This window comes from Micromonospora sp. DT81.3, assembly GCF_049847225.1.
In the GTDB taxonomy this organism is placed as follows: Bacteria; Actinomycetota; Actinomycetes; order Actinomycetales; family Microbacteriaceae; genus Microbacterium.
Genome location: NZ_JBNCNY010000002.1, coordinates 486,404 through 509,153, shown reverse-complemented (window position 1 = coordinate 509,153; position 22,750 = coordinate 486,404). Strand labels below are relative to the sequence as shown.

At 68.4% G+C, this 22,750-nt stretch carries 18 protein-coding genes; 8 read left to right on the top strand and 10 right to left on the bottom strand.

Features of this window, described 5'->3' with window-relative positions; all coding sequences use genetic code 11:
- Positions 1–14 precede the first annotated feature (14 nt).
- The gene (locus tag ACPW96_RS06640; RefSeq protein WP_425882419.1) at positions 15–893 is read right to left on the bottom strand and encodes a glycosyltransferase family 2 protein; all 879 of its coding nucleotides are present in this window, start codon (positions 891–893) and stop codon (positions 15–17) included.
- A 164-nt stretch (positions 894–1,057) separates the two neighbouring features.
- Between ACPW96_RS06640 and glf the strand changes: the two genes are divergently transcribed.
- A complete protein-coding gene (gene glf / locus ACPW96_RS06635; protein WP_425882418.1) occupies positions 1,058–2,194 on the top strand; it encodes a UDP-galactopyranose mutase in 1,137 nt (378 codons plus the stop codon).
- Positions 2,195–2,246: 52 nt separating this feature from the next.
- On the opposite strand, the gene ACPW96_RS06630 is transcribed toward glf, so the two are convergent.
- Positions 2,247–3,377 carry a glycosyltransferase family 4 protein gene (locus ACPW96_RS06630; RefSeq protein ID WP_425882417.1) on the bottom strand — a complete coding sequence of 377 codons (1,131 nt, stop codon included), beginning with the start codon at positions 3,375–3,377 and terminating at the stop codon, positions 2,247–2,249.
- Positions 3,378–3,515: 138 nt separating this feature from the next.
- Between ACPW96_RS06630 and ACPW96_RS06625 the strand changes: the two genes are divergently transcribed.
- Positions 3,516–4,922, top strand: coding sequence for a hypothetical protein (locus ACPW96_RS06625; protein ID WP_425882416.1), 1,407 nt, complete (start codon positions 3,516–3,518; stop codon positions 4,920–4,922).
- Here the strand turns inward: ACPW96_RS06625 and ACPW96_RS06620 are convergent.
- From ACPW96_RS06620 to ACPW96_RS06605, 4 genes are all read right to left on the bottom strand, one after another.
- Positions 4,919–5,428 (bottom strand): GtrA family protein, encoded by a 510-nt coding sequence (locus ACPW96_RS06620; RefSeq protein WP_425882415.1) that lies wholly within the window; start codon positions 5,426–5,428, stop codon positions 4,919–4,921. The genes ACPW96_RS06625 and ACPW96_RS06620 overlap by 4 nt on opposite strands.
- A gap of 78 nt (positions 5,429–5,506) precedes the next feature.
- The gene (locus ACPW96_RS06615) at positions 5,507–6,535 is read right to left on the bottom strand and encodes an NAD-dependent epimerase/dehydratase family protein (RefSeq protein ID WP_425817145.1); all 1,029 of its coding nucleotides are present in this window, start codon (positions 6,533–6,535) and stop codon (positions 5,507–5,509) included.
- Positions 6,535–7,296, bottom strand: a complete 762-nt coding sequence (locus tag ACPW96_RS06610; RefSeq protein ID WP_425817147.1) for a glycosyltransferase family 2 protein — start codon at positions 7,294–7,296, stop codon at positions 6,535–6,537. Before ACPW96_RS06610 ends, ACPW96_RS06615 begins: the two co-directional genes overlap by 1 nt.
- Complete coding sequence (locus ACPW96_RS06605; protein ID WP_425817149.1) at positions 7,293–8,492, bottom strand: nucleotide sugar dehydrogenase; 1,200 nt, start codon at positions 8,490–8,492, stop codon at positions 7,293–7,295. Before ACPW96_RS06605 ends, ACPW96_RS06610 begins: the two co-directional genes overlap by 4 nt.
- Positions 8,493–8,612: 120 nt before the next feature.
- On the opposite strand from ACPW96_RS06605, the gene ACPW96_RS06600 reads away from it, so the two are divergent.
- Positions 8,613–9,404 carry an ABC transporter permease gene (locus ACPW96_RS06600; protein WP_425817151.1) on the top strand — a complete coding sequence of 264 codons (792 nt, stop codon included), beginning with the start codon at positions 8,613–8,615 and terminating at the stop codon, positions 9,402–9,404.
- Complete coding sequence (locus tag ACPW96_RS06595) at positions 9,404–10,144, top strand: ABC transporter ATP-binding protein (RefSeq protein WP_425882414.1); 741 nt, start codon at positions 9,404–9,406, stop codon at positions 10,142–10,144. The genes ACPW96_RS06600 and ACPW96_RS06595 overlap by 1 nt, the downstream gene beginning before the upstream one ends.
- A 10-nt stretch (positions 10,145–10,154) precedes the next feature.
- Here ACPW96_RS06595 and ACPW96_RS06590 read toward each other — a convergent pair whose 3' ends face one another.
- The 4 genes from ACPW96_RS06590 to ACPW96_RS06575 all read right to left on the bottom strand — a co-directional run bounded on the left by ACPW96_RS06590 (position 10,155) and on the right by ACPW96_RS06575 (position 16,660).
- Complete coding sequence (locus ACPW96_RS06590) at positions 10,155–12,791, bottom strand: hypothetical protein (RefSeq protein WP_425882413.1); 2,637 nt, start codon at positions 12,789–12,791, stop codon at positions 10,155–10,157.
- A gap of 66 nt (positions 12,792–12,857) precedes the next feature.
- The gene (locus ACPW96_RS06585; RefSeq protein WP_425817157.1) at positions 12,858–13,826 is read right to left on the bottom strand and encodes a glycosyltransferase; all 969 of its coding nucleotides are present in this window, start codon (positions 13,824–13,826) and stop codon (positions 12,858–12,860) included.
- A gap of 60 nt (positions 13,827–13,886) precedes the next feature.
- Entirely contained in the window at positions 13,887–15,239 is a 1,353-nt protein-coding gene (locus ACPW96_RS06580) for an O-antigen ligase family protein (RefSeq protein WP_425882412.1), read from the bottom strand.
- Complete coding sequence (locus ACPW96_RS06575) at positions 15,236–16,660, bottom strand: O-antigen ligase family protein (RefSeq protein ID WP_425882411.1); 1,425 nt, start codon at positions 16,658–16,660, stop codon at positions 15,236–15,238. The genes ACPW96_RS06580 and ACPW96_RS06575 overlap by 4 nt, the downstream gene beginning before the upstream one ends.
- Positions 16,661–16,702: 42 nt before the next feature.
- Between ACPW96_RS06575 and manA the strand changes: the two genes are divergently transcribed.
- The 4 genes from manA (at position 16,703) to ACPW96_RS06555 (ending at position 22,722) form a co-directional block, all read left to right on the top strand.
- A complete protein-coding gene (gene manA / locus ACPW96_RS06570) occupies positions 16,703–17,875 on the top strand; it encodes a mannose-6-phosphate isomerase, class I (RefSeq protein ID WP_425882410.1) in 1,173 nt (390 codons plus the stop codon).
- A gap of 267 nt (positions 17,876–18,142) precedes the next feature.
- Positions 18,143–18,400 (top strand): WhiB family transcriptional regulator, encoded by a 258-nt coding sequence (locus ACPW96_RS06565; RefSeq protein WP_425882597.1) that lies wholly within the window; start codon positions 18,143–18,145, stop codon positions 18,398–18,400.
- Positions 18,401–18,457: 57 nt separating this feature from the next.
- Entirely contained in the window at positions 18,458–21,319 is a 2,862-nt protein-coding gene (locus tag ACPW96_RS06560) for a glycosyltransferase (RefSeq protein ID WP_425882409.1), read from the top strand.
- Positions 21,316–22,722 (top strand): DUF5719 family protein, encoded by a 1,407-nt coding sequence (locus tag ACPW96_RS06555; RefSeq protein WP_425882408.1) that lies wholly within the window; start codon positions 21,316–21,318, stop codon positions 22,720–22,722. Before ACPW96_RS06560 ends, ACPW96_RS06555 begins: the two co-directional genes overlap by 4 nt.
- The last annotated feature ends 28 nt before the right edge of the window (positions 22,723–22,750 follow it).

The following is a 22,750-nucleotide window of genomic DNA, read 5'->3' as shown; positions in this document are numbered from 1 at the left end:
GGGCCTCTCGGCCCTCAGCGGAAGGCGAGTGCCAAGGCAGCACGCCGTGCCGCGGGGGTACCGCGTCTCAGCACAGCCGGCAGCACGGCGAGACCGTGCAGTCGCGACATGATCCGCAGTCGCGCGGCCCGGCGAGCGCGGTGCCACCCGCGGGACGCCGCCAGCGCCGCCGTCGCGCGGTAGTACGCCCGCTCGTCGTCGAAGCGCGTGCCGTCGAGGATCGTCTTCTGGGAAAGGCTCTCGTTGTGGCGTCGGTAGGAGAACACGACGCCGGGCTCGTAGTGCAGCGCGCCGCCCGCGAACGCGATGTCGATCAGCAGCGCCAGGTCGAGGATGATCGGCAGGTCGTCGCGGAAATCGATCTCGCGCAGCCGCACGGTGCGGAACAGCAGCGAAGGCCAGTAGAGCCAGTCGCCGACGAGCAGACTGCGGGCCATGTCCTCCCCGCGAAGGGTCTTCGCGCTCCGCGGGGTGAGGAGTCGCAGCTTGACCTCGTCGGCGAGGCTCCTCCGCGCACCGCCCTCCCCGTCGATGACCTCGACGCCCAGCTGGAAGACATCCACGTCGGGATGCGCGGCGGCGGTGCTCCGCATCCGCGAGACGTAGGTCGGGTGGAGGATGTCGTCGCTGCCCAGGATGACGACGTGAGTGCTCCGGGCGGCGGCGACCGCCCGGCGGAAGTTCTCGGTGATCCCTACGTTGCGCTCGTTGCGGGTGTAGGTCACACGCGCATCGCGGAGTCCGGCGAAGTAGGCGGGGACGGAGTCGTCGGGATAGCAGTCGTCGATCACGACGAGTCGCCAGTCGGGATCGTCCTGTGAGAGGACGGACTCGACGGCGACCCGCAGTTCGCCCGGGTCGCCCCAGTAGGGCATGCAGATGTCGATGGTCATAGGAGTTCGGGGGAGGGCCGACGGAGCGGCGGACGGACTCTCATCCTATCGACCGGTTCCGCAACCCCCAGACGCGCGCCGCCGGCCCCTTCGTCGACCCCGGGTAGACTTTTCCGGGCTCGCCACAGCGGCGAACAAGCGCCCCGACCGAAGGCTTCATCAGGATGGATCTCCTCATCGTCGGCTCCGGCTTCTTCGGACTCACCATCGCGGAGCGGGCTGCGGCATCCGGTCGCAAGGTCACCGTCATCGACCGGCGACCGCACATCGGCGGCAATGCGTACAGCGAGGACGAGCCTGAGACGGGCATCGAGGTGCACCGCTACGGCGCCCACCTGTTCCACACGTCCAACCCGGGCGTCTGGGAGTACGTCAACCGCTTCACGTCTTTCACGAGCTACGAGCACCGCGTGTACACGAACCACAAGGGCGTCGTCTTCCCTCTTCCGATAAATCTCGGGACGATCAACCAGTTCTTCCAGGCGGCGTACACCCCTGACGAAGCGCGCGCCCTCGTTCAGGAGTCGGCGGGCGAATTCGACGCGAAGAATGCAGTGAACCTCGAGGAGAAGGGCATCGCGCTCATCGGCCGCCCCCTGTACGAGGCGTTCATCCGCGATTACACCGCAAAGCAGTGGCAGACCGATCCTCAGCACCTGCCGCCGGAGGTGATCAGCCGTCTTCCCGTCCGGTATACCTACGACAACCGGTACTTCAACGACACGTGGGAGGGTCTGCCGACCGACGGATACACCGCCTGGATCGAACGGATGGCCGACCACCCGAACATCGAGGTGAAGCTCGACACCGACTTCTTCGATGAGGCGCAGCCGTTGAACAAGAACGCGACGGTCGGTCAGCTGCCGATCGTCTACACCGGCCCCGTCGACCGCTACTTCGACTACACAGAAGGCGCGCTGAGCTGGCGGACGATCGACCTCGAGCGGGAGGTGCTCCCGGTCGGCGACTTCCAGGGCACTTCCGTCATGAACTACGCCGACTCCGACGTCCCCTACACGCGCATCCACGAGTTCCGGCACTTCCACCCCGAACGGGCCGACCGGTACCCGACCGACAGAACGGTCATCATGCGTGAGTTCTCGCGCTTCGCGGAGCGCGACGACGAGCCGTACTACCCGGTAAACACTCCTCAGGACCGCGAAGGACTGCTGGCCTATCGCGAGCTGGCCAAGGGCGAACCGGGTGTCCTCTTCGGCGGCCGGCTCGGGACATATCAATACCTCGACATGCACATGGCCATCGGCTCGGCGCTGTCGATGTGGACGAACCAGCTCGCCTGATCTCCCAGACACGGCCGGGAGGAGATCGGCCCGAGCGCGGACCGGCCGGTCCTCAACGGGGAGACGACCGCTTGCCGCCACGGGACGGAGCGCTCGAGAGCGCCCGCTCGAACGAGGCGAGCGTCTCGCGGGCGGATCGCTCCCAGGTGAACTGCTTCTCGCGTTCCAGACCGGCGCGTGTCAGCCGGGCCTGAAGGTCGGTGTCCTGGACGATGCGGTCGATCACGTCCGCGAAGGCCTGTGCGTCTTCGGCCGGAAAGTACAGCGCGGCGTCGCCCCCCACATATCGGTGCACAGACATGTCGCTGAGCAGGACGGGAACACCGGCGCCCATTGCCTCGAGCGTCGGAAGCGAGAAGCCCTCCATGAGGGAAGGGATCGCGAGGGCCGTCGCAGTCGAGTACAGCTCGGCGACCTCGTTCTCGTCGACCCAGCCGCGGAGCTCCACCCATTCACTCATCCCGAGTTCGTCGACGAGACGCTTCAGTGGGTCATCGCCCCGTCCGCCGGTGATGATGGCGCGGGGCCGCCGTGCGGGCGGCATCAGTGCGAGCGCTCTGGGAATGGCAGCCCAGTTCTTATGCGGTCGTCGATTGCCCATCGCGATGATGAGGGGACCCGCGGAGCCCGCCTTCGACCGGTCGACTCCGCCGGGATGCCCGCCGGCGAGCGGCACGACGTCGATCGTGTCGGGTGGTGGGGAGAGGTATTTGGCGATCTCGTCGGCTGAGCCGGGACTGTCTGTGATGATCCGAGTCGCGTTGGCGGCTGCGACCTTCTCCATCCATTTGACGGGCGCCGTGTAGAGCGGGGTCGTCATGAACTCCGGATGGCTCCAATACAGCATGTCGTGCAGCGTCATCACTGTGGGAACCGAGGTCCTCCGGGGCCCGAGCGTCGCCGGACAGTGCACCAGGTCGACCTTCTCCCGCTTCGCAGCGCGGGAAACCGCGAACAGTTCGGCGTAGGCCCAGACGAATCGGTTCTCGCCGCTGAGGCCTGAGTCGATGGTGCGTCCGGGGAACCAGGTGCGGTCGAGGGCGTGGCCTTCCGAGCTCATATAGCCGACGAACTCCCAGTCAGGAGCGATCGAACCGAGACGGCGATACAGTTCCCGGGCGTAGACCTCCATGCCGCCCTTCGTGCCGGTATAGCTGAGCAGGTCTACGAGGACTTTGGGCACGATCAGCCAGCCTATCAAGACTCCACATCGCAGCCGACGGCGGGGTCCGCGCCGGCGGACCGTGTAGATTTCACGGAGTCGAGCTTGCCCATGATCCGTGATGCGCTCGAAAGCAGACCCGAGAGGCGATCGCGAGCAATGACCGGTACGCACGTCGACGCATCCGGTGCCGACCGGCAGGTGGCATCGGATCGCAGGGGGCGTCTGGCCGCGCTGACCTTCGGCCCCTTGCGGCCGCCGACCCTCACCGGCCCGTGGCGGGCGGTTCTCATCGTCGGCCTCATCGTCGTCGGGACGCTGCTGTCACTCGCGCGGACACCGCTTGGCCTGTGGGACGTGCTGTGGGCGGAGGACGGCGCGATCTTCCTGTCCCAGGCGCTCAGCCGCGGCCCGGACGTCCTGTTCCAGGGCTACGCGGGATACATGCACCTCGTGCCCCGTCTCGCCGCCGAGCTGACGGTGCTGCTTCCGATCTCCGTCGTGCCCGTCGCGGTGACCATCATCGCAGCGCTGCTCACGTCGCTGACGGCCTGCGCCTGCTTCGTCTTCATGGAGACGCGCCTCGCCTCCGTGCCGCTGCGTTTCGCCGCCTGGCTCGCCTGCCTCGTGCTCCCGATCATGGGCGGCGAGGTCGTGAACAACCTGGCGAACCTGCACTGGTTCCTCCTGGTCGCCGCCTTCTGCGCCACCCTCGTCCGGTCGCGCTCGTACCCGTTCGCCGTCCTGCAGGGAGTCGCCGTCTTCGCGGCCGTCGCCAGTGACGCGCTCGCACTCCTCCTGCTGCCCTTCCTCGTGTACCGATGGTTCGTGTACGGTGCGCGGCGAGACAGGATCCCGACTCTCGCGTTCGTGCTCGCGGCGGCGCTGCAGATCGCCGTGGTCGTGTCGCAGATGCTGACCGGGGGACGCCCCATCGGCAGCGGCCGCCCGACGGCCGTCGAGTTCTTCGAGCTCTACGCCGTCCGGGTGGCGCTCGGCTCGCTGACCGGTGTGCGGGGGACGGTTCGCCTCGTCGAGGCCCTGGGGCCGTCGCTCCCCTGGATAGCGCTCGCTCTCATCACGGCGGCGCTCGTGGCCGCCTGCTGGCTGGACCGGGACCGTCGGGTGGGCATCGCCGCCTTCGCGATCTCCTCCCTCGTCTTCGCGGGCATCGTGCATTCGCTGCAGTGGGAAGCGCTGGCGCCGGTGCCTCTGCTCGACCTCTTCACGGGAGGACGCTACGCCGTCGTGCCGGTCTCGCTGCTTCTGCTCGCGATGCTGCAGGCGGCGGATGCGTTCCTCGTCCACGTGCAGCGCGATCGGCTGCGAAAGGGGATCGCCCTCGCGCTCGCCGTCGCGGTGCTGATCCCCGTGGCGGTCGACTTGCGCTCGAGGAGCGTCCGCGAGGGCACGGCGGATTGGACCGACGCCATCGAGCAGGCGGAGATCGACTGCGACCTGCCGGAGAATCCGGCGAACGGAGTGGTCACGGTGATGGTCGCACCGGCGGGGTTCTCGGGCATGCTGATGCCGTGCGCCGTGCTGGAGGGCCCGGCCGAGGACTAGTCGCGATGGTGCGTCGGCTCGTGGTGCTCTTCGATGTACGTGATGGGATCGGCACCCGGCGAGTGCGGGAACACCCAGAGGGTGTACAGCACGTACCTCAGCCCCGTCGCGAGCGCCTGGCCGATGAGCGTCCCTGAGATGTTGTCCGCGAGCAGGGTGTCCAAACCGAGCACGTAGCGGGAGAAGGCCAGGCAGCCGAGCTGCACGCCGATCGCCAGCACGTTGACGACGCCGTATCGGACCACCTGAGCCCAGCTGACGGCGGCTCTGCGGTCACGGTAGGTGAGGGCCCTGTTCCCGACGTACGTGAAGATGAGTCCGGCGATGACGGCGATCGTCTTGGCCACGAGCGGGTACGAGTACAGGGGACCCGCTCCGCCGGCGAAGACGAGGAGGTTGTACACGACTGCGTCCACGACGAACCCAAGACCGCCGATCGCGAGGAAGATGCCGCCACGGCGTATGTTCCGGATCAGGAAGTTCCGCGTGTGCGAGGTGTCAGGCATCCGCATGGTGATGAGCGCTCCCGTCGATATGACGAACGAGAAGGCGCCGGGTGCAGTGCCCGGCGCCTCCGTCCGACGCTAGATCGTTCCCTCGGAGATCGCGTTCTCGATCCACGGGATGACCTCGTCCAGCATGTCCTCCAGCGTGGTGGTCGCCTCGAAGCCGAGGACAGTCTTGGCTTTCGTGACATCCGGCACGCGCTTCTGCACGTCGTACACGAACGCCTCGTCGCTGACGATCCGCAGCGGCACGTCGGCGCCCTTGATCTTGCGCCAGATGATGTCGGCCAGCTCGACGACGGTGTGCCCCGCCGCGGTGGAGAGGTTGAAGTCGTTGTTCAGCGCCTCGGGGTGGTTGAGGGTCAGGACGATGCCGCGGGCGAGATCTCCGCCGTACGTGTAGTGGCGCACCTGGTTGCCCTCGCCGAGGATGTGGAGCGGGTCCTGGCCCTTGAGCACCTTCTGAACGAGGTCCGGGACGACGTGGCTCATCGCGAGCTGCACGTTGCCGGAGTGGATCTCGACATCCCCGAGCGCGCGGGACTCGCCGATTCCGACGCAGTTGAACGGGCGCAGGATGGTGTAGTCGACGTCGTATTGCCCCTTCGCCGCGCGCGCGAAGTACTCCACGGCGAGCTTCTGGAAGCCGTATGACGACATCGGCGGCGGAACGAGCAGTTCGTCGCCCTCCTTCGAGGGCCACCGGTCGGTGGACTCGAAGACCATCGACGACGACATGTACGTGACCTTCTTGAGCGGCGCCCCGGCCTTCTTGGCGGCGATCGCGGCGTCGCACGATGACGCGATGATGCGCTCGTTCGCGGCGATGAGATCGTACTGGTAGGTGTGGAAGTACGAGATGCCGCCGATCAGCGCCGCGCCGGCGATGAAGTGATCGCAGTCCATCAGCAGCTCGGTCATCTTGGCGGTGTCGAGGACGTCGGCGACCACCAGCTGATAGTTCGGGTCGTCGTCGTACGACTTCTTGACAGGACCGTACTTCGAGTAGTTGTCTACGCCGACGACCTTGAAACCCTGTCGCAGCAGTTCTTCGACGACGTACCCGCCGATGAAGCCGGCCGAGCCGGTGATGAGGACCTTCTCCATTAGTGTTTTCCCTTCGAGCCGGCTTGCGCGGCTGATTCGATGTCGCTGGTGGGGAGTGGGCGGCCGAACGCGAAGAGGTACCACCGCAGGTATTTCGGGATCCATTTGCGCAGCTGGAAGTTCGACTGCCCTTCCGTGCGGTCGAGCCAGATCGTGGGGAGCTCGGCGACGGGCCGACGTGCACGCCGCGCCTTCGCCGTAAGCTCCAGCCCGATCTCGAAGCCGTCCCTCGACTGGATCGTGACGGACCGCACGAAGTCCGCGTTGTACGCCTTGAACGAGTTGGTCGCATCGCGCGTGCCGACGTTCGCGAACAGGTGGAGCGACTTCCCGGCGAGGCGCGAGAGCAGCCGCTTGAAGCGCGGACCGCCGATCTGCTGCCCGCCCGCCATGTAGCGGCTGCCGGCGGCGACCACGACGCCGCGTTCCACCAGCTCGGTCAGCGCATCGATCTGACGGGGATCATCGCTTCCGTCCGCCATGGTCACCACCACGGTGGGAGCCGCCGCGACATCGAATCCGTACCTGATCGCCTGAGCCGGCCCGCGTCCATGCGTGTTCACCACGACCTTGATTCGAGGGTCGCGCTCCGACGCCTCGGCCACCACCGGAATCGTGGTGTCATCGGGGCTGTCCACCACGACCAGAAGCTCGAACGGCACGGTGACGGTGTGCGTCACGCGGTGCAGGAACTGCCGGATGTCGTCGCCCTCGTTGTACGCGGGCACGACGATCGACACCCGCGGTTCGACGGTGGTCAAATGAGGACTCCGTTGCCCAGAAGGTTCCAGACATCCGCGACGGGCTTCTCCGTCACGATGTCGCGGTACTCCCGGTGCGGCGTCGCGACGATGAGGATGTCGGCGCGTTCGAGCACCTCCTCCAGCGGCAGGAGAGAGGGGTCCGCGCTCGCCGGTACGTGCGGGTCGGTGGCCAGCACCCTCTTGGCCTTGAAGCGGAGGACACGCTGCAGCTTGTACGACAGGCTCGAGCGGATGTCATCCGATCCCGCCTTGAACGCCATCCCGAGGATGCCGACGGTCTTGTCCGAGAGGTCGTGGCTGAGCTCGAGCTGACTCGCGATGTAGAGCGGCAGCCCCTCGTTGACCAGCATGGCGGAGTGGCCCAGCTGGAACGTGTTGTCGCTGAAGGCGGCGAGCTGCATCGTGTCCTTGAAGAGGCACGGTCCGGCGGCGAAGCCGGGCCCGGGCATGTCGTTCGCACGCGGATAGTCGTGGGTGAGGCCGGCACGGACGCGCTCGAAGTCGACGCCCTTCGAATTGGCCATCATGTAGAACTGGTTCACGGCGGCGAACTTGATGTAGCGCCACGTGTTGGTGAAGAGCTTGGCCAGCTCGGCCTCTTCCGGCGTCAATTCGACGATCGACTCCGTGAGCGCGCCGAAAAGTGCGCCCGCTCGCGCGATGGCGCGGGGCGTGTAGCCGGAGACGATCTGCGGAAGCTCGAAGAGCTCGGTCATCGCGCGGTGCTCGGCGATGCGCTCCGGGCAGAACGCGACATCCATGTCGATGCCCATCTCGGCCACCATGTCGCGCACCAGCGCGGTGACGCCCGGATAGATCGTGCTGCGCAGGGCGAGGAGCTGCCCGTCACGGAAGAACGGCGCGCAGGTCGTGAGGGCGCGGGGGATGGCATTCGGGTCGGGATTGAGATGCTCGTCGACCGGCGTGCCGATCACCACGACCAGGTTCTCCGCCGTGACCACGACGGCGGGATCGGTGGACGCGGAGAGGCTCCCGTCGGCCACCACCCGGGCGAGGACCTCGTCCGCTCCCGGTTCGATGAACGGCATCTTCGCGGCCATGATCTGATCGACCGCCGCCTGGGAGACGTCGTAGACGACCGTTCTCTTACCGCGGCTGGCGAGTGCGATGGCCAGCGGAAGACCCACGTGCCCACCGCCGCCCACCACAACGACGTCGTTCTCGAAATCCATCACTCAGCTCTCATCCTCGCGATCCGCAACCTGTCAAGGATACCCACGCTCGCGTGCCCATCCTGGACGGGGTACCGCCGCTGACCGGCAAGCACGCGGACGACTCATAGACTCGAAGCCGTGACATCCGCCACCGCCGGGGCCCCGGCATCCGCCCGGCGCTACCTGCACTCACTGTGGCTGCTGTCGGCGCGGGATCTTCGCGTGCGGTACGCCACCAGCGCCCTCGGATATCTGTGGTCGGTGCTCGATCCCCTGGTGATGAGCCTCATCTACTGGTTCGTCTTCACCCAGGTGTTCCAGCGCACCGTCGGCCACGAGCCCTATATCGTGTTCCTGATCACCGCGCTGCTCCCATGGGTCTGGTTCAACTCCGCGGTGTCCGATTTCACTCGTGCGTTCAACAAGGACGCCAGGCTGGTGCGCTCGACGGCGATTCCGCGCTCGATATGGATCAACCGCATCGTCCTCAGCAAGGGCATCGAGTTCCTGTGCTCACTGCCTGTGCTGGCGTTCTTCGCAATCGTTGCGGGCGCACCCGTCGGCTGGGGCCTGCTCTGGTTTCCTGTGGCCGTGCTGCTGCAGACGATGCTCCTCGTGGGACTCGGGCTGCTCGTGGCACCCCTGTGCGTGCTGTACACCGACCTCGAGCGGACCACCAAGCTGATCCTCCGGGTGCTCTTCTACGCGTCGCCGATCATCTACAGCGTCTCCGACCTGCCAGGCATATTCCCGCAGCTTGCGGCATTCAACCCACTCTCGGGCATCTTCACGCTGTACCGGATGGGCTTCTTCCCAGAGGTCTGGGACACCCTCAGTGTGGCGGTCGGCGCCCTCATGAGCGTGGCATTCCTCGTCGCAGGAGCCCTCGTCTTCCGGCGCCTGGAACGCCCCGTGCTGAAGGAGCTGTGATGGGTGAACCGGCCATCGTGGTGGACTCTCTCGGCGTGCGCTTCCGTCGCAATCGCCGCGGTCGGCGCAGCTTCAAGGACCTGTTCGCCGGTCCGTCGCGGCGCAGTCGTCCCAACGAGTTCTGGGCGCTGCGGAACGTGTCGTTCGATGTGGCGCCGGGGGAGTCGATCGGCGTTGTCGGTCGCAACGGCCAGGGCAAGTCCACGCTCCTCAAGCTGGTCGCGGGGGTGCTGCTCTCCGACGAAGGACGGGTGACCGTGCACGGCGGAGTCGCCCCGCTCATCGAGATCACCGGGGGCTTCGTCGGCGACCTCACGGTGCGCGAGAACGTGCGGCTGACGGCGGGACTGCACGGGATGACGCGGGCCGAGGTCTCGCGCCGCTTCGACGGCATCATCGAATTCGCCGAGCTGGCGGACTCGGTGGACACGCCGTACAAGCACCTCAGCAACGGGATGAAGGTGCGCCTCGCGTTCGCCGTCGTGTCGCAGCTCGACGAGCCGATCCTGCTGGTCGACGAGGTGCTCGCGGTCGGCGACAAGGCGTTCCGGGAGAAGTGCTACAAGCGGATCGACGAGCTGCTCGCGGAGGGGCGGACGCTCTTCTTCGTCAGCCACAACGAGCGCGACCTCCGCCGGTTCTGCACGCGCGGGCTCTACCTGGACAAGGGCCTGCTGGCCATGGATGCGCCGATCGCCGACGTGCTCGACCGCTACAACGCCGACTACAACGGCGGCTGAGCCGGCGCTCCTACTGGCCCGGAATTCCGGCGGCGGGCACCCGGAAGTCGTCCTTCTCGTACGTCCAGGTCAGCGGCCACCGGCGGATCACTTCGTCGCGTTCTGTGCTGCTGGCGGTGTAGAAATGGTGAAGCGCGGTCGGGCTCCAGAATCTGGCCACGGGCACGGTGTCGGCGACCGTCGAGTCCGTGGGGTAGACGTAGTAGGCGATCCCCTCGCTCGTCCAGACATCCGGCCACGTGGCGATCACATGATCGCGTTCGGCTGCGCTCGAGGTGTAGAAGTGGCCGTGGTACTGCTCGCTCCAGAACCGGTACAGCGGGACGGTGCCCGGAACCTGTGTCGTGAAGGCGTTGTAGCGCGGTCCTTCGTAGGTCCAGATCGTGGGCCACCGCGCGATGATCATGTCCCGCTCTGAGGCGCTCGTCGTGAAGAAGTGTCCTTTGTAGACGTCGCTGTAGAACCGGTACACGGGCACGGCGCCTTCCGTGGGCTCCACGGGTTCCGTGGGCGCGTCGCCGAGACGGATGGTGCCGTCGACACCCGTTCGATGCTGCTTCGACGCGAGTTCGACCGTGTCGGCGTCGGCGAGGGTCGGCTTCTTGTTCCACCACTCCTCGTGGATGCCGGAGGAGTCCGGCAGCGTCGTCACGTACGCCTCGAAGCCGACGGTGTACTTTCCGGGCGCCAGCGCGAACGCATACGGGTTGGCGCCGAGCGCCGTCGCGTCCATGCGGACGTCCGGCAGTCGCAACCACGCTCCATCGAGCCGCTCGTAGACGAAAGCGTTCCCGTAAATGTTCTCTGCGCCAGCGGGGGAGAAGCCCTCCGCACTGATGCTGCCCGCCAGTGAAGCGTCCGCCGCGCGTGCCTGCAGTGCGACGCCCGTCAGGGCATCGCCGGCGTTCAGCTGGATGCTCGACTTTCCCCCGGAGCGCAGGTACTGCACCGACTCCGTGGTCGATCGCTGAGTCGCCTCGTCCCACGAGGTGATCTCGACGGCGACCCGATAGGTGCCTGGTGCGAGGTTGCTGAAGCTCAGCTCGTACGAGCCGTCCGCCGGGAATGCATCACCGTATTGCGACAGGATCTTGCCGCCGGCGTCGGTGAGGGTGACACCGACGCCTCGCCCGTCGGCAGCGCCGAGAGCGGACAGGTCGATCTTGCCGCTGATGCTCGCTCCGTGTTCGAGCGTTGCATCGATTCCCGCGACATCATCGCTGCCCACCGAGAGGACGGCCGCATCCTCGAAGGTCGGCGCATCGTCGTAGTACTCCGATGCCAGGTCCGTCGGCTGGAACGCAGTGCCATCGAAATAGCTGCCGGCTGAGAAGCGAACCCGGTAGTCCCCGGGCATCAGCCGGTCGATCGAGTACTTTCCCGTCGCCGGGTCTACGGCGCTGCCGCCTCCGACGTAGTTGCCGTCCTGGTCGACCGCAGCGACATAGACGCCGCCGAGCCAGGCCGCCGGCGCGTCCGCCGGCAGCGTCACTGTGCCCGCGATGCTCCGACCCGATGAAAGGGAGGCGTCTATGCCGGTTCGGTCACCAGCCGTGACGTCCACCGCCTGGGCGGTCAACGAGGTGAGCGCGTCGTCCCAGTACTCCTCCACGAGATTGGGAGCGGGCGTCCCGGGGGTGTTCGAGGATGACCTGAAGGCCACCGTGTACGCCGCGGGGCTGAGACCCGTGATCGTGTATTCGCCGGTGGTGGGATCCGGCTTGGCGGACTTGAAGCTCCCGACATCCACACCCGAAGCCGTGACGTAGATCGAGTCCATCCATACGTCGGGCGCGCCGTCCGGCAGGGTGACGGTTCCCGAGATGCTGCGACCGGCGTCCATGGCGGCGTCGACGTCGGACATATCGCCGGAGGTCACATCGACCAGGACGGCACTCGACCAGTCCGGGGCGTCGTCGTAGAACTCGGAAGCCAGGTTGGGTGTGACGGTGGTGCTGCTGGGGAAGTCCCAGTAGCTGTTCACCGAGAACTGCACGCGATATTCACCTGGGACGAGCCCGGTCAGGGAGTAGCTGCCCGAGGCGGGATCCACTGTGACGGAGCCGGACGGCACATCGCCCGAAGCGCTCACCGAGATCGCACGAAGCGCATCGGGATCGGTACCCGGGGGGAGGGTGACGGTGCCCGAGATCTTGCGGCCGATCGCGAGTTCGGCATCTACGTCCGCCGCGTCAGCGGTCGAGACGTTCACGGGGGTCGCCGACGTGAAAGAAGTCGTGTCCTGGAAATACTCGCTGACCAGATTCGGCCGCGGGGCCCATGCGGAGCCATCCCGATAGCCGGTGGTCGAGAACTGCACGCGGTATGAGCCGGGCGTGAGATCCCTGATCGTGTACGCGCCCGTTTGCGGGTCCGGCTTGGCGGATCCGAACGAGCCGCCCGACAGCGACGAGGCAGAGACCTCGACCCCGGCCATCCAGCTCGCGCTCGCTCCTGGGGCCAGTGCGACCACACCGGAGATGGACCGATCTCCGGCGGCCTGCGCCGGCGGGGCCGTCGCAAGCTGCGGCAGGAGCGCCACCGCGATGGCAAGGATGAGACCGCCGGCGAGGGCAGCGAAACGACTCGGGCGGCTGAGCCGCCACGGGCGCGCAGGAATCAACGTCTCCTCCAAGAGAACAGACACACACGTGGATGATGAGCCCACGTGGACTCCTGAGCAGACCGTATCAGGAAAATACGGAGGGCTTCGTCAGCTCTCCACAGCGGTGAGCGGTGGCATCGGCCGCCACGACGAATCCTTGGCGAGGGCGCGTCCGTCCCGGACGCCCCGGACGAGATGAGAGATGCCGCGGAACGTGCGCTCGACGAAGGCGAGCCGCACCAGTTCCTTGCCGAACGTCAGCGCCGAGCCGACGAAGAAGCGCACCGGCCGGTACGCGCCGTGGGTCTTGAAGTAGTGCTTCATGTGGCCACGGTTGCGCATGATGTAGTACCGGTACGCGTTGCTGGACGCGTTCAGGTGCCTGATGCCCATATCCCACTGCTTGATCTCGCGGGTGCGCTTCAGGACGAATTCGTCGACGATGACGGACGTCGTCTTCCGGGATGCGAGCCACCCGTACACCGAGTCGTCCCAGTAGATGAAGAATCGCGGGTCGGGCAGGCCGATCTCCGACACGACGTCGCGGTGGATGAACATGCCCTCGAAGCACCCGGAGTTCATCTCCCGGTAGCCGGACTCGTCGAAGCCGGCGGGTGCGAACGGGATCGGGATTCCGAGCGGGATCGACAGCCGATACTGCCAGTAGAACGGGCTTCCGTCGAAGTCGTAGCGCCGCCCCTGGATGCTCTTGAACCGCGGCGCCCACGCGCCCATCCGGGCGAGGCCGTCCGGCAGCACCTCGACGTCGTCATCCATCAGCCAGATCCAGGTGGATCCGAGCTCGTGAGCGACGCGCATGCCCTCGCTGAACCCGCCGGAGCCGCCGGTGTTCGTCTCGAGCCGGCGGTACACGATCTCGGTGCCGATCGAGGCGCGGAACGACTCGACCACCTCGGTGGTGTCATCCGATGACGCGTTGTCGATGATGACGACGTGTCCCGGCTTCGGGTCCATTCCTCCGATGCTCCGCAGGAGACCTCGCAGCAGGTGCGAACGGTTGAACGTGACGATGGCGATGGTCGCGCTCGCCGGGTCGAACGGCGGCGGTGTAGTCATCGGGGAGTGGGTCTCTGAGGCAAGCGACATGGCCTGCACAGCTTACCGTGCGCTCCTGGGTCACCCCTGGAGCGGAGGCAGAGCCTCGCCGCTCCACGCCGGGGGGAGCGTATCGTCCGCGGCATCCATCGTCTCGCGCCACGAACGCGACTGACCCGCCATCACGACGCACAGGGCGAGCATCATCCATCCGAATCCGCTCAGGGTGAAGCTCTCGAACATGGAGTCCACCAGCAGCGCGATGAGGATGAGCGGCGTCCAGGCGTACAGCACCGATCGCCGCTCGCTGGCGACCAGCCACGACCGGACGAGCGCGATCCCGGCCATTGCCGCGAAGAGCAGCAGGCCGACCCACCCCACCTGCAGGATCAGGTCGAAGAGCGCGTTCAGCGCCGATTGATGGGTGTCGCGCAGGTCGTAGTTGATCGCGAAGAAGGGGTAATCCATGCTCGTCCACGGTCCGAACCAGCCCCAGCCCTGCATGGGCTGGGACGCGACGTAGTCGAGAATCCTGTTCCACAGCGTCGCGCGTGTGGAGAAGTCCGATCCGGCGCCGAGCCAAGCGATGATCGGATGCCGCGCCACGTAGCCGATCGCCAAGCCGGTGACGACCACGGCCCCCAGGGCCCACTGCACGAACGATCGACCCTCCGGTGCCGTGTGCCGCACGAGCATGAGCGCTCCGGACGCGGCGGCGACCGCTACGGCGAGCACCAGCACCGTGGGCGATGACGAGAGGATGGCGAGAGTGCCCGCGAGGATGACCGAGAAGAACGCGAGTCCGGGGCCGACGGACTGCGTGCGCCACTCGATCACGAACGTGATGAGCGCCAGCACCGTCACGAGCCCCAGAAGATTGCGCGTGCCGAAGATCCCCTGCACGGGGCCCCCGAGGGCGATGTTGCCCTGGATGCCGAGGAATGTGATCGGCATGTCCAGCAGCAGCCCCGACAGGATCTCCAGGGCGAGCGATGCGCCGAGCAGCGCGCGCAGCACATCCCCCAATGCCCGCACCGTCTGCAGCGTGTCGCGGACGTGCGCGATCGTGACGGCGAGGAAGCCGAAACCGACCAGTGCCACCCAGCCGCCGAGGGTGCGGACGGCATCCGTGCTCCAAATGGTGCTCGCCAGCGCCCACAGAACGAAAGCGGCGAGGGATGTCGGGAGGAACCTCAGCGCCGACAGCTCGCGGCGCCGAGCGACCAGTGTGGCGGCGGCCAGGATGCAGAGGCCGACGACGATGGTGATCGTCGCGACCCTTCCGGCGGTCCTCATCAGGGCGAACGCGGAGAATGCCGCACCGAACGCAGTGAGGGTGAAGGCGCGGGCCAATTGCGGGGACCGCAGCAGGTCCATGATGCGGCGCACCGCGGGGTGGCGCCCGGAGGGGTTTCGGTAGGCGTCGCCGGTCACGGCGCACGCTTCGGGAGCTCACCGCGCTCCAGCGCGAGCGTCTGCTCGGCGGGACCGATGCCCACGAACGGCACGGACTTGATCTTGAACGCGAACATCACCAGGAAGCCCCAGCCCCAGAGCATCAGCGGTCCCGATTCCGAGAAGCCCTGCACGAGCAGCACGGCGCCGAGAAGGCTCGGCAGCAGTGTCACCGCGGTGTACGGCCGGTCGGCCTGCAGGTCCCAGCGAGGGCGATCGACCGCGAAGAACCACGAACGCCAGATGAAGGCCAGGTACGCGAGCACGAGCACGACGAACCCGACGGCGCCCAGCTGGAAGAATACGTCGACCCACATGTTGTGGGCCTGCAGCACCGTGATGTCGTGGTCGATGATCCAGCCGTCGAACGCCGGCTCCCACGGCACCCATGGCGTCGCGAAGCCCCAGCCGTGCACCGGATGCTGCCATGCCTTCTCCAGGACGATCGACCAGATGCGCTCGCGACCCGTCAGGTCCGAGTCGCGCCCCACCAGTCCGAAGAACCTCTCGCGGAACACCCACAGCGACAGCAGGCCGCCGAATCCGACCACGGCGTAGGCGATGTAGTACCGGGTGCGCTCTCCCGGCCGGGTCGTCCTCCGCATCAGCAGGATGGTGGCGAGGACGACGAGCACGGCGACGGCGCACACATACGCCGTCGCGGACTCGGCGCGGAACGTCAGGAAACCCGCCAGCACGATCCAGGCGATCAGCCAGCTTCGACGAGCCGCCCGCGAGGCGATCCGGATGGCGAACACGATGATCCCGAGCAGTGCGGTGATGGCGAGCAGGTTCGCGTTCCCCGCTATGCCCTGGAGGCGTCCACCGTCGACGAAGAGGTTGTTCCGCGACCAGTACCACTGCGGGTCCAGCTCGCCCTCCGGCACCGCGAGGAAGTTCGGAAGCAGCTTCGCCCTCACGACCAGGGACACCCACAGCTCGAAGACGAGGGAGAGCCCGAGCACCCACTTGAGCGCGGATGCCAGGGCACGGACGATCTCGCGCCAGGTGAGCACCGAGGCCATGAACAGCCCCTGGAGCGTCGTGATCGCGAGCGAGAGCCACGTGGTCAGCGTGGCCGCCGGCCATGCCGACCATGTCACGGAGATCAGCGCCCAGGCGACGTAGACGAGCAGAAACCACGGGAGGCGGCGCCACGGCAACGGGTTTGTGGTGCGCTGGCGGACGATGCGCGGAACCCAGATCGCGATGGTCACCGCGCCGAGGGTCAGCGCGAGGATCGTCGTCCCGATCGGTCCGAGGAGGTTGTACCAGGCTGTGGCGGCGAGGAGGGTGAAGAGCACGAGGATGCAGTAGCCGCGCAGCAGCAGATGCCCCGTCGTCTCGCGCGCCGGCGCGGTGGGAGGGGCCGCCACGGGGTGCTTCGTGTGCTCGGCCATCGTGGAATCAGGCTACCGCTGGTCGGCCAATAGGCTGAGGTGGTGCTGCTTCCGCTCTCGAACCCGCCCAAGGACTACGCGTGGGGGTCACGCACGCTGATCGCCGGCCTGGAGGGCCGCGAGGCCAGCGAGGCACCAGAGGCGGAGGTCTGGTTCGGGGACCACTCCGGCGGCCCCGCCCGGCTGGACGACGGCAGCGGAAAGACCCTCGACACCTGGCTGGCGCAGAACGCCGATGGTGCGCCGGATCGCCTGCCGTACCTCCTCAAGCTGCTGGCCGCGGCATCCCCGCTCTCGATCCAGGTGCACCCCTCCAAGGAGCAGGCGGTCGAGGGCTTCGCGCGCGAGGCCGGGAAGCCGATGGATGCCGCGGACCGCAACTACCGGGACGACAATCACAAGCCCGAGCTGCTCGTCGCGCTGAGCGAGACGTTCGAGGCGCTCTGCGGCCTGCGCCCCCTGGATGCCACGCGCCGCCTCGCCGCAGCCCTCGGGGACGGGCTGGGCCCCGCCGCGCTGCGCGCCAGGCTCGACCGCACGGAGGATGACGCCGACATCCTGCGCGAGGTGATCGGATGGCTGCTCTCGGGCGCAGCGGATGTCGAGGTCGCATCCCTCATCGAGGCGATCGGCTCCGCCGAGTCGATCGAGTTCGCGGCGGAGCTGTCCTCGGCGCGGCGCATCGCGAGCGTGTATCCGGGAGACCCCGGTGTGATCGTCGCCCTGCTCATGAACCACGTCGTGCTGCACCGCGGCGAGGGCGTCTTCCTGCGCGCAGGACTTCTGCACGCCTACCTCTCGGGCCTGGGAGTGGAGATCATGGCGGCCAGCGACAACGTGCTGCGCGGGGGGCTCACCCCCAAGCATGTCGACGTCGACGAACTGCTGGCGGTGCTCGACGCGCGCCCGGCGGTCGTGCCCGTCGTGCTGCCGACCTCCGCCGACGGCGCATCGCGTGGGGTGGAGGCCTTCGCCACGGATGCCCCGGACTTCGAGCTGCTGCGGGCGCGCGTCTCCTCCGGCGCAGAGGCGACGGTCGCCCTCCGTGGTGCGGCGATCGCACTTGTCACGGCCGGAAGGATCACCGTGACCGGTATGAGCGGCGAGCGCACGGTGCGACCGGGCCGCGCCGTGTTCCTCACGGAGGACGAGTCGCCGGTGCGATTCGCGGGCGACGGCGAGGTCTTCGTGGCCCAGCCCGGCACCGCTCACTGAGTCCGTCGCAACACCCTGCCGCGGCTGCAGCGCCACCGCTGCGGATTCGACGACGAGGCGCGACACGCCGTCGGCGCGTCGTGAAGGTTCAAGAGTCCGTTGAGGCTTTAGTATCTGCGACTTGACCGAAGCGAATGACACCGGTGTAATTAGGTGCAAGCACGCGAGCCAGCGTGGGGGGATTACAGGTGGGAGAACGAAATGGCGGGCTCACAGTACCGTTCCGGCGTTCCCGACAATTGGTTCGTCGATCCGGTCAACCTCGGCGTGCCGGGGGTGCGGCATCCGGTTCAGGATGACGAGAACCCTCTGTCGTGGCAGACGGATGCGCTCTGCGCGCAGACCGACCCTGAGGCGTTCTTCCCCGAGAAGGGCGGATCGACCCGAGACGCGAAGCGCATCTGCACGACGTGCGACGTACGGGGCGAATGCCTCGAGTACGCACTGCAGAACGACGAGCGCTTCGGCATCTGGGGCGGCCTCAGCGAGCGCGAGCGCCGCAAGCTGAAGCGTCGAGCGGTCTAGCCGCTCGCGGCGCGTGCACCCGCAGGGCGGGTGCATCGCGCCTAGGCTGACGACGTCATGCCGTCCCTCGTCCACGCCCTGATCGTCGCGCGGCCCGACGCGCGAATCCCGGGCGCGCTGCATCTGGGGCGCACCCTCGCGGCTCTGGCAGCCCAGACCCGGCCCGTCGACAGGCTGACGGTCGTGATCTGCGGCACGGATGCGGGGCTCCACGACATCGCGGCCGCCTCCGGCGCCGAGGCGGTCATCTCGGCGCCGGCATCCATCACCTACGCCAAGGCTGTGAAGCTCGCCGCGCTCCGCGTCGATCCGGAGAGCGCGCTCTGGCTGTTGGCGCAGGACACCGCCCCGGAGCCGGAGGCCCTCGCCCGGCTCGCGGGGGTGCTCGAACTCTCGTCTTCGCTGGCGCTGGTCGCGCCGAAGCTGGTGCGCTGGCACGATCGCGACCACATCGTCTCGCTCGGTGTCAGCATGACCCGTTTCGGGCGATCTGTCGGCCTCGCCGACGGCGAGTTCGACCAGGGTCAGCACGACGGGGACGTCGAGGCATTGGGCGCGGACGTGCGCGGAGTGCTGATCGGTGCCGAGGCCCGCAGCATCCTCCTTCCCGACCAGGCGCTGGCCGGGGCGGACGAAGGTCTCGACATGGGCGTCCGCGCCCGCCTCGGCGGCTGGCGCATCTCGCTCGTCCCCGGCGCTCGCATCGCCGTGGCCGGTGACGGCGTGGCGGGCCTTCCGTCGGGGCAGGGGAGTCGCGGCATCCGGCGAAGCACCTACGCGGAGCGGACCGCGCAGCTGCACCGGCGCCTCACCTACGCTCATTGGGCGCTGGTGCCTCTGCACTGGCTGACGATCCTGCCCCTGGCGCTCTGGCGCACACTCGCGCACATCGTCGCGAAGGCGCCGAGCCTCGCGATCTTCGAGTGGGGAGCGGCGCTGACAGCTGCGGTGCGCTGGCCCTCGATCGCGCGATCCCGCGGCGACCTGCGTCGACACCGCACGTCGCCGTGGAGCCGGATCGCCCCGCTCCGGCTCTCGCGCACACAGCTGCGCGATCGACTCGGCAGCGACGACGGGCCGGACGCCGGTGGCCTGAACCGCCGAGGCGAACTGCGGTTCTTCACCGGGGGAGGGGCATGGGCCGTCCTCGCCGCTGCGCTCGTCTCGCTGGTCGCCTTCACCTCCCTGCTGGCGTGGCCCGTGCTCGGCGGGGGTGCGCTGCTGCCTCTGCGCGAAACGGTCGGTGCACTGTGGGCCGATGCGGCGTACGGGCTGCGAGCTTCCGCGCTGGATGTCGTGGGCCCAGCCGACCCGTTCTCGGGAGTGGTCGCCGTGCTGGGAAGTCTGTGGCCGACCGCACCATCGTTCGCGGTGGTGCTCCTGTGGCTCTTGGCGCTTCCCCTCGCATTGCTCGGGGGCTGGTTCGCCGCTACACGGCTGACGGAGCGCTCCGCCCTGCGCATCGTCGGCGGAGCCGCCTGGGGGCTTGCCCCGACCTTCCTCGCCGCGCTGGTGCTCGGACGGCCGGCGGCGGTGATCGTGCACCTCGTGCTGCCGTGGCTCTTCTACGTGGGGACGGTGGCGCATCGTTCGTGGGGCTCCGCCGGTGCCGCGTCGCTGCTGCTGCTGGTCGTGGTCGCGTGCGCTCCCGTGCTCGCACCCGGTCTCCTGGTCGTGTGGCTGCTTGCGGTTCTCGTCGTCCTCGCGGTCAGGAGAGGCCGTGGGCTCGCCCGCGTGCTGTGGCTCGTCGTTCCGACCGCGGCCTTCTTCGCGCCGCTGGTCTGGTGGCAGCTGGGCGGGGACCCCGTGGCGCTGCTCGCGGATCCCGGCCTCCCGTGGGCGGGCCCCCAAGTGGCCGCCGACCCCGCCGGTCGTGCACTGCTGGCCGCGGGCTTCCCCACGACGGACCCCGGTGGGTGGCTCGCGATGCTGGCCGGGCGGGGGATCGAGGCGCCGGTGTGGTGGGTGCCGCTCCTCGCGGCGCCGCTCGCCCTTCTCGCGCTGCTCGCGCCGCTCACGCCGCGCTGGACGTCGGGCATGGTGCTGCTGGGCGTCGGTCTGGCCGGCATCGGTACCGCGTTCGCCTCGGTGTCGCTGGTGCTCGCGCACTGGCAGTCGCAGAGCGTCGCCGTCTGGCCCGGGACCGGCCTGAGCCTCGCGTGGATCGGGGTGGTGGGCGCCGCCCTCGTGACCCTCGACGCGGGACTCGCCCCACGTCCCGCCTTCGCGCGACCGCTGCTGGCGCTGGTGGCCGTGCTCGGGTTGGCGGTGGTCGCGGTCGCTCCTCTCACCGCTGCGGCCCGCGGCGCCTCCTTCCTGACCAACGGGCCGGCGACCACGCTTCCCGCGTACATCGCCGCCGCCGCGCGCGACACTGCGTCGATGGGGACGCTGATCCTCACCCCTCAGAACTCCGGTGGCGTCGCCGCGCAGGTGGTGTGGGGCGGGAGCGAGACGCTCGGCGGGCAGGCCACGATCCTCACCACGCGCACGGCGGGCACCGAAGCCGACGCCGCACTCGCCAACCTCGTCGCCGACCTGGTGACCCCGAGCGCGGCGGACGTCGCGACGGAGCTCGCACAGCAGGGGCTGAGCTTCGTGCTGCTCTCCCCGGCCGCGGAGCCGGAATCGGAAGACGCGCGAGCCCTTCGCCTGCAGGCCATCAGCTCGATCGACCAGCGCGCCGGGCTGGTCCCGGTGGGCGAGACGCCGAAGGGCGTGCTCTGGCGCGTGGCGGGGGATGTCGCACCCCGCACGGCGCTGACGGCCGAGCAGCGGCAGGTGTCGCAGACGATCACCGTATCGCAGCTGGCGGTGCTGGCGCTGGCGCTGCTGCTGGCCGTGCCGACAGCCGCTTCGCGCCGAGCGGCGCGCAACTCTCCCCGCATCGTCGGTCCCACATCGAGGGAGGCGCTATGAGCACCAGCCGATGGTTCCGCTGGGCGGCCACAGGTACGAGGACCCTGATCGGCACGGCGGTGGCCGTGGGCTTCACGGCGCTGGTCGTGACGGGAATCTCCGCCCCGTGGCCGGTGGTCGACCTTCCGGTGCCCGTCGTGGAGACGCGCCCGGATGCCGCCGACACCGTTGCTGTCTGCTCCGGTCCGGTGCTCGCGCTCGGCCGCACGGCGGAGGAGGCCGGCCTGATCAGCGTGGCGCAGGAAGCCGACCTCACGGTCGGCGTGCCGGAGGGCAACCCGCAGCCATCCGACGGAGAACTCGCCTCGCCGCAGGTCGACGGCGATCCGGAGGTTCCCTTCTTCGTCGCCACACCAGTGGGGAACGAGGTCGCCGTTCTGTCCGCCGCATCCTCGGCAGAGGTGGAGGAGCCGGATCTCGTCGGCTTCGCGGCGGCCGCGTGCCGCCCTCCGCTGCTGGAATCGTGGATCGTCGGCGGCACAACGACGACCGGTGCCTCCGACATCCTGCTGCTGTCCAACCCCGGCGCGGTGACCGCCAGCGTGCAGCTGACCGTCTACGGCGCCGAGGGGCCGCAGATGCCGCCCGGCGCGGCCGGAATCACGGTCCCCGCCGAATCGCAGCTCGCCCTTCCGATAGCCGCGGTGGCGGGCGGGGAGGAGCGGCCCGTGGTGCGCGTGACGGCCACGGGTGCTCCGATCAGCGCGAGCCTGCAGTCGAGCATCGTGCGCACTCTGATTCCGGGCGGTCTCGACGTGCAGGGCGCGGTCGCGAGCGCCGAAACGGTTCAGGTCCTGGCGGGCGTCACGGTTGCGGGCGAGCCGACGGCCGGGACGGCGGCCACGATCGTGCGGGTGCTCGCACCGACGAGCGACACCGAGGTCACGGTCACCGCCTCACCCCTCGGCGGCGAACCGGGCGCGACCAGCACCACAGTGCCGCTCACGGCGGGCATCCCGGCGGAGGTCGAGCTGGCGGACCTCGACGAGGGCGCGTATGTCGTGTCGATCGAGGCCGAGGAGCCGGTCGTCGCGGCGACCTGGCAGACGGCCGGGACGGACGCCGGCTCGGACTTCGCGTGGTTCACACCTTCACCCGTCCTGAGGGACGAGACGCTCTTGGCGGTGCCGGCGGGCCCGTCGCCGCGGCTGACCCTGGCCAATCGCGGCTCGGAGAACGCCTCCGTGGTCGTGAGGGAGTCGGGCGGCCAGGAGCAGGAGGTTGCGGTGGATGCGGGCGGTGCCGCGGAGGTCGTGCTGCGGCCCGACGCGCTCTACACGATCGACTCCGGCGGGGCCGATGGCCTGTCGGCAGGCGTGACGTTCGTCGGTCCCGGCGCACTGGCGGGGGTCCCGGTGTGGCCCGCGGATGCCGCTGCGCAGCCGGTGACCGTCTATCCCTGATCTCCGGCTCAGCCGCCGAACGATCGAG

Coding starts and splice junctions, on each gene's coding strand:
- ACPW96_RS06625 (WP_425882416.1), top strand. CDS start 3,516: ATGACCGGTACGCACGTCGACGCATCCGGTGCCGACCGGCAGGTGGCA.
- ACPW96_RS06585 (WP_425817157.1), bottom strand. CDS start 13,826: ATGACTACACCGCCGCCGTTCGACCCGGCGAGCGCGACCATCGCCATC.
- glf (WP_425882418.1), top strand. CDS start 1,058: ATGGATCTCCTCATCGTCGGCTCCGGCTTCTTCGGACTCACCATCGCG.
- ACPW96_RS06615 (WP_425817145.1), bottom strand. CDS start 6,535: ATGGAGAAGGTCCTCATCACCGGCTCGGCCGGCTTCATCGGCGGGTAC.
- ACPW96_RS06575 (WP_425882411.1), bottom strand. CDS start 16,660: ATGGCCGAGCACACGAAGCACCCCGTGGCGGCCCCTCCCACCGCGCCG.
- ACPW96_RS06640 (WP_425882419.1), bottom strand. CDS start 893: ATGACCATCGACATCTGCATGCCCTACTGGGGCGACCCGGGCGAACTG.
- ACPW96_RS06605 (WP_425817149.1), bottom strand. CDS start 8,492: ATGGATTTCGAGAACGACGTCGTTGTGGTGGGCGGCGGTGGGCACGTG.
- ACPW96_RS06595 (WP_425882414.1), top strand. CDS start 9,404: ATGGGTGAACCGGCCATCGTGGTGGACTCTCTCGGCGTGCGCTTCCGT.
- ACPW96_RS06620 (WP_425882415.1), bottom strand. CDS start 5,428: ATGCCTGACACCTCGCACACGCGGAACTTCCTGATCCGGAACATACGC.
- ACPW96_RS06560 (WP_425882409.1), top strand. CDS start 18,458: ATGCCGTCCCTCGTCCACGCCCTGATCGTCGCGCGGCCCGACGCGCGA.
- ACPW96_RS06555 (WP_425882408.1), top strand. CDS start 21,316: ATGAGCACCAGCCGATGGTTCCGCTGGGCGGCCACAGGTACGAGGACC.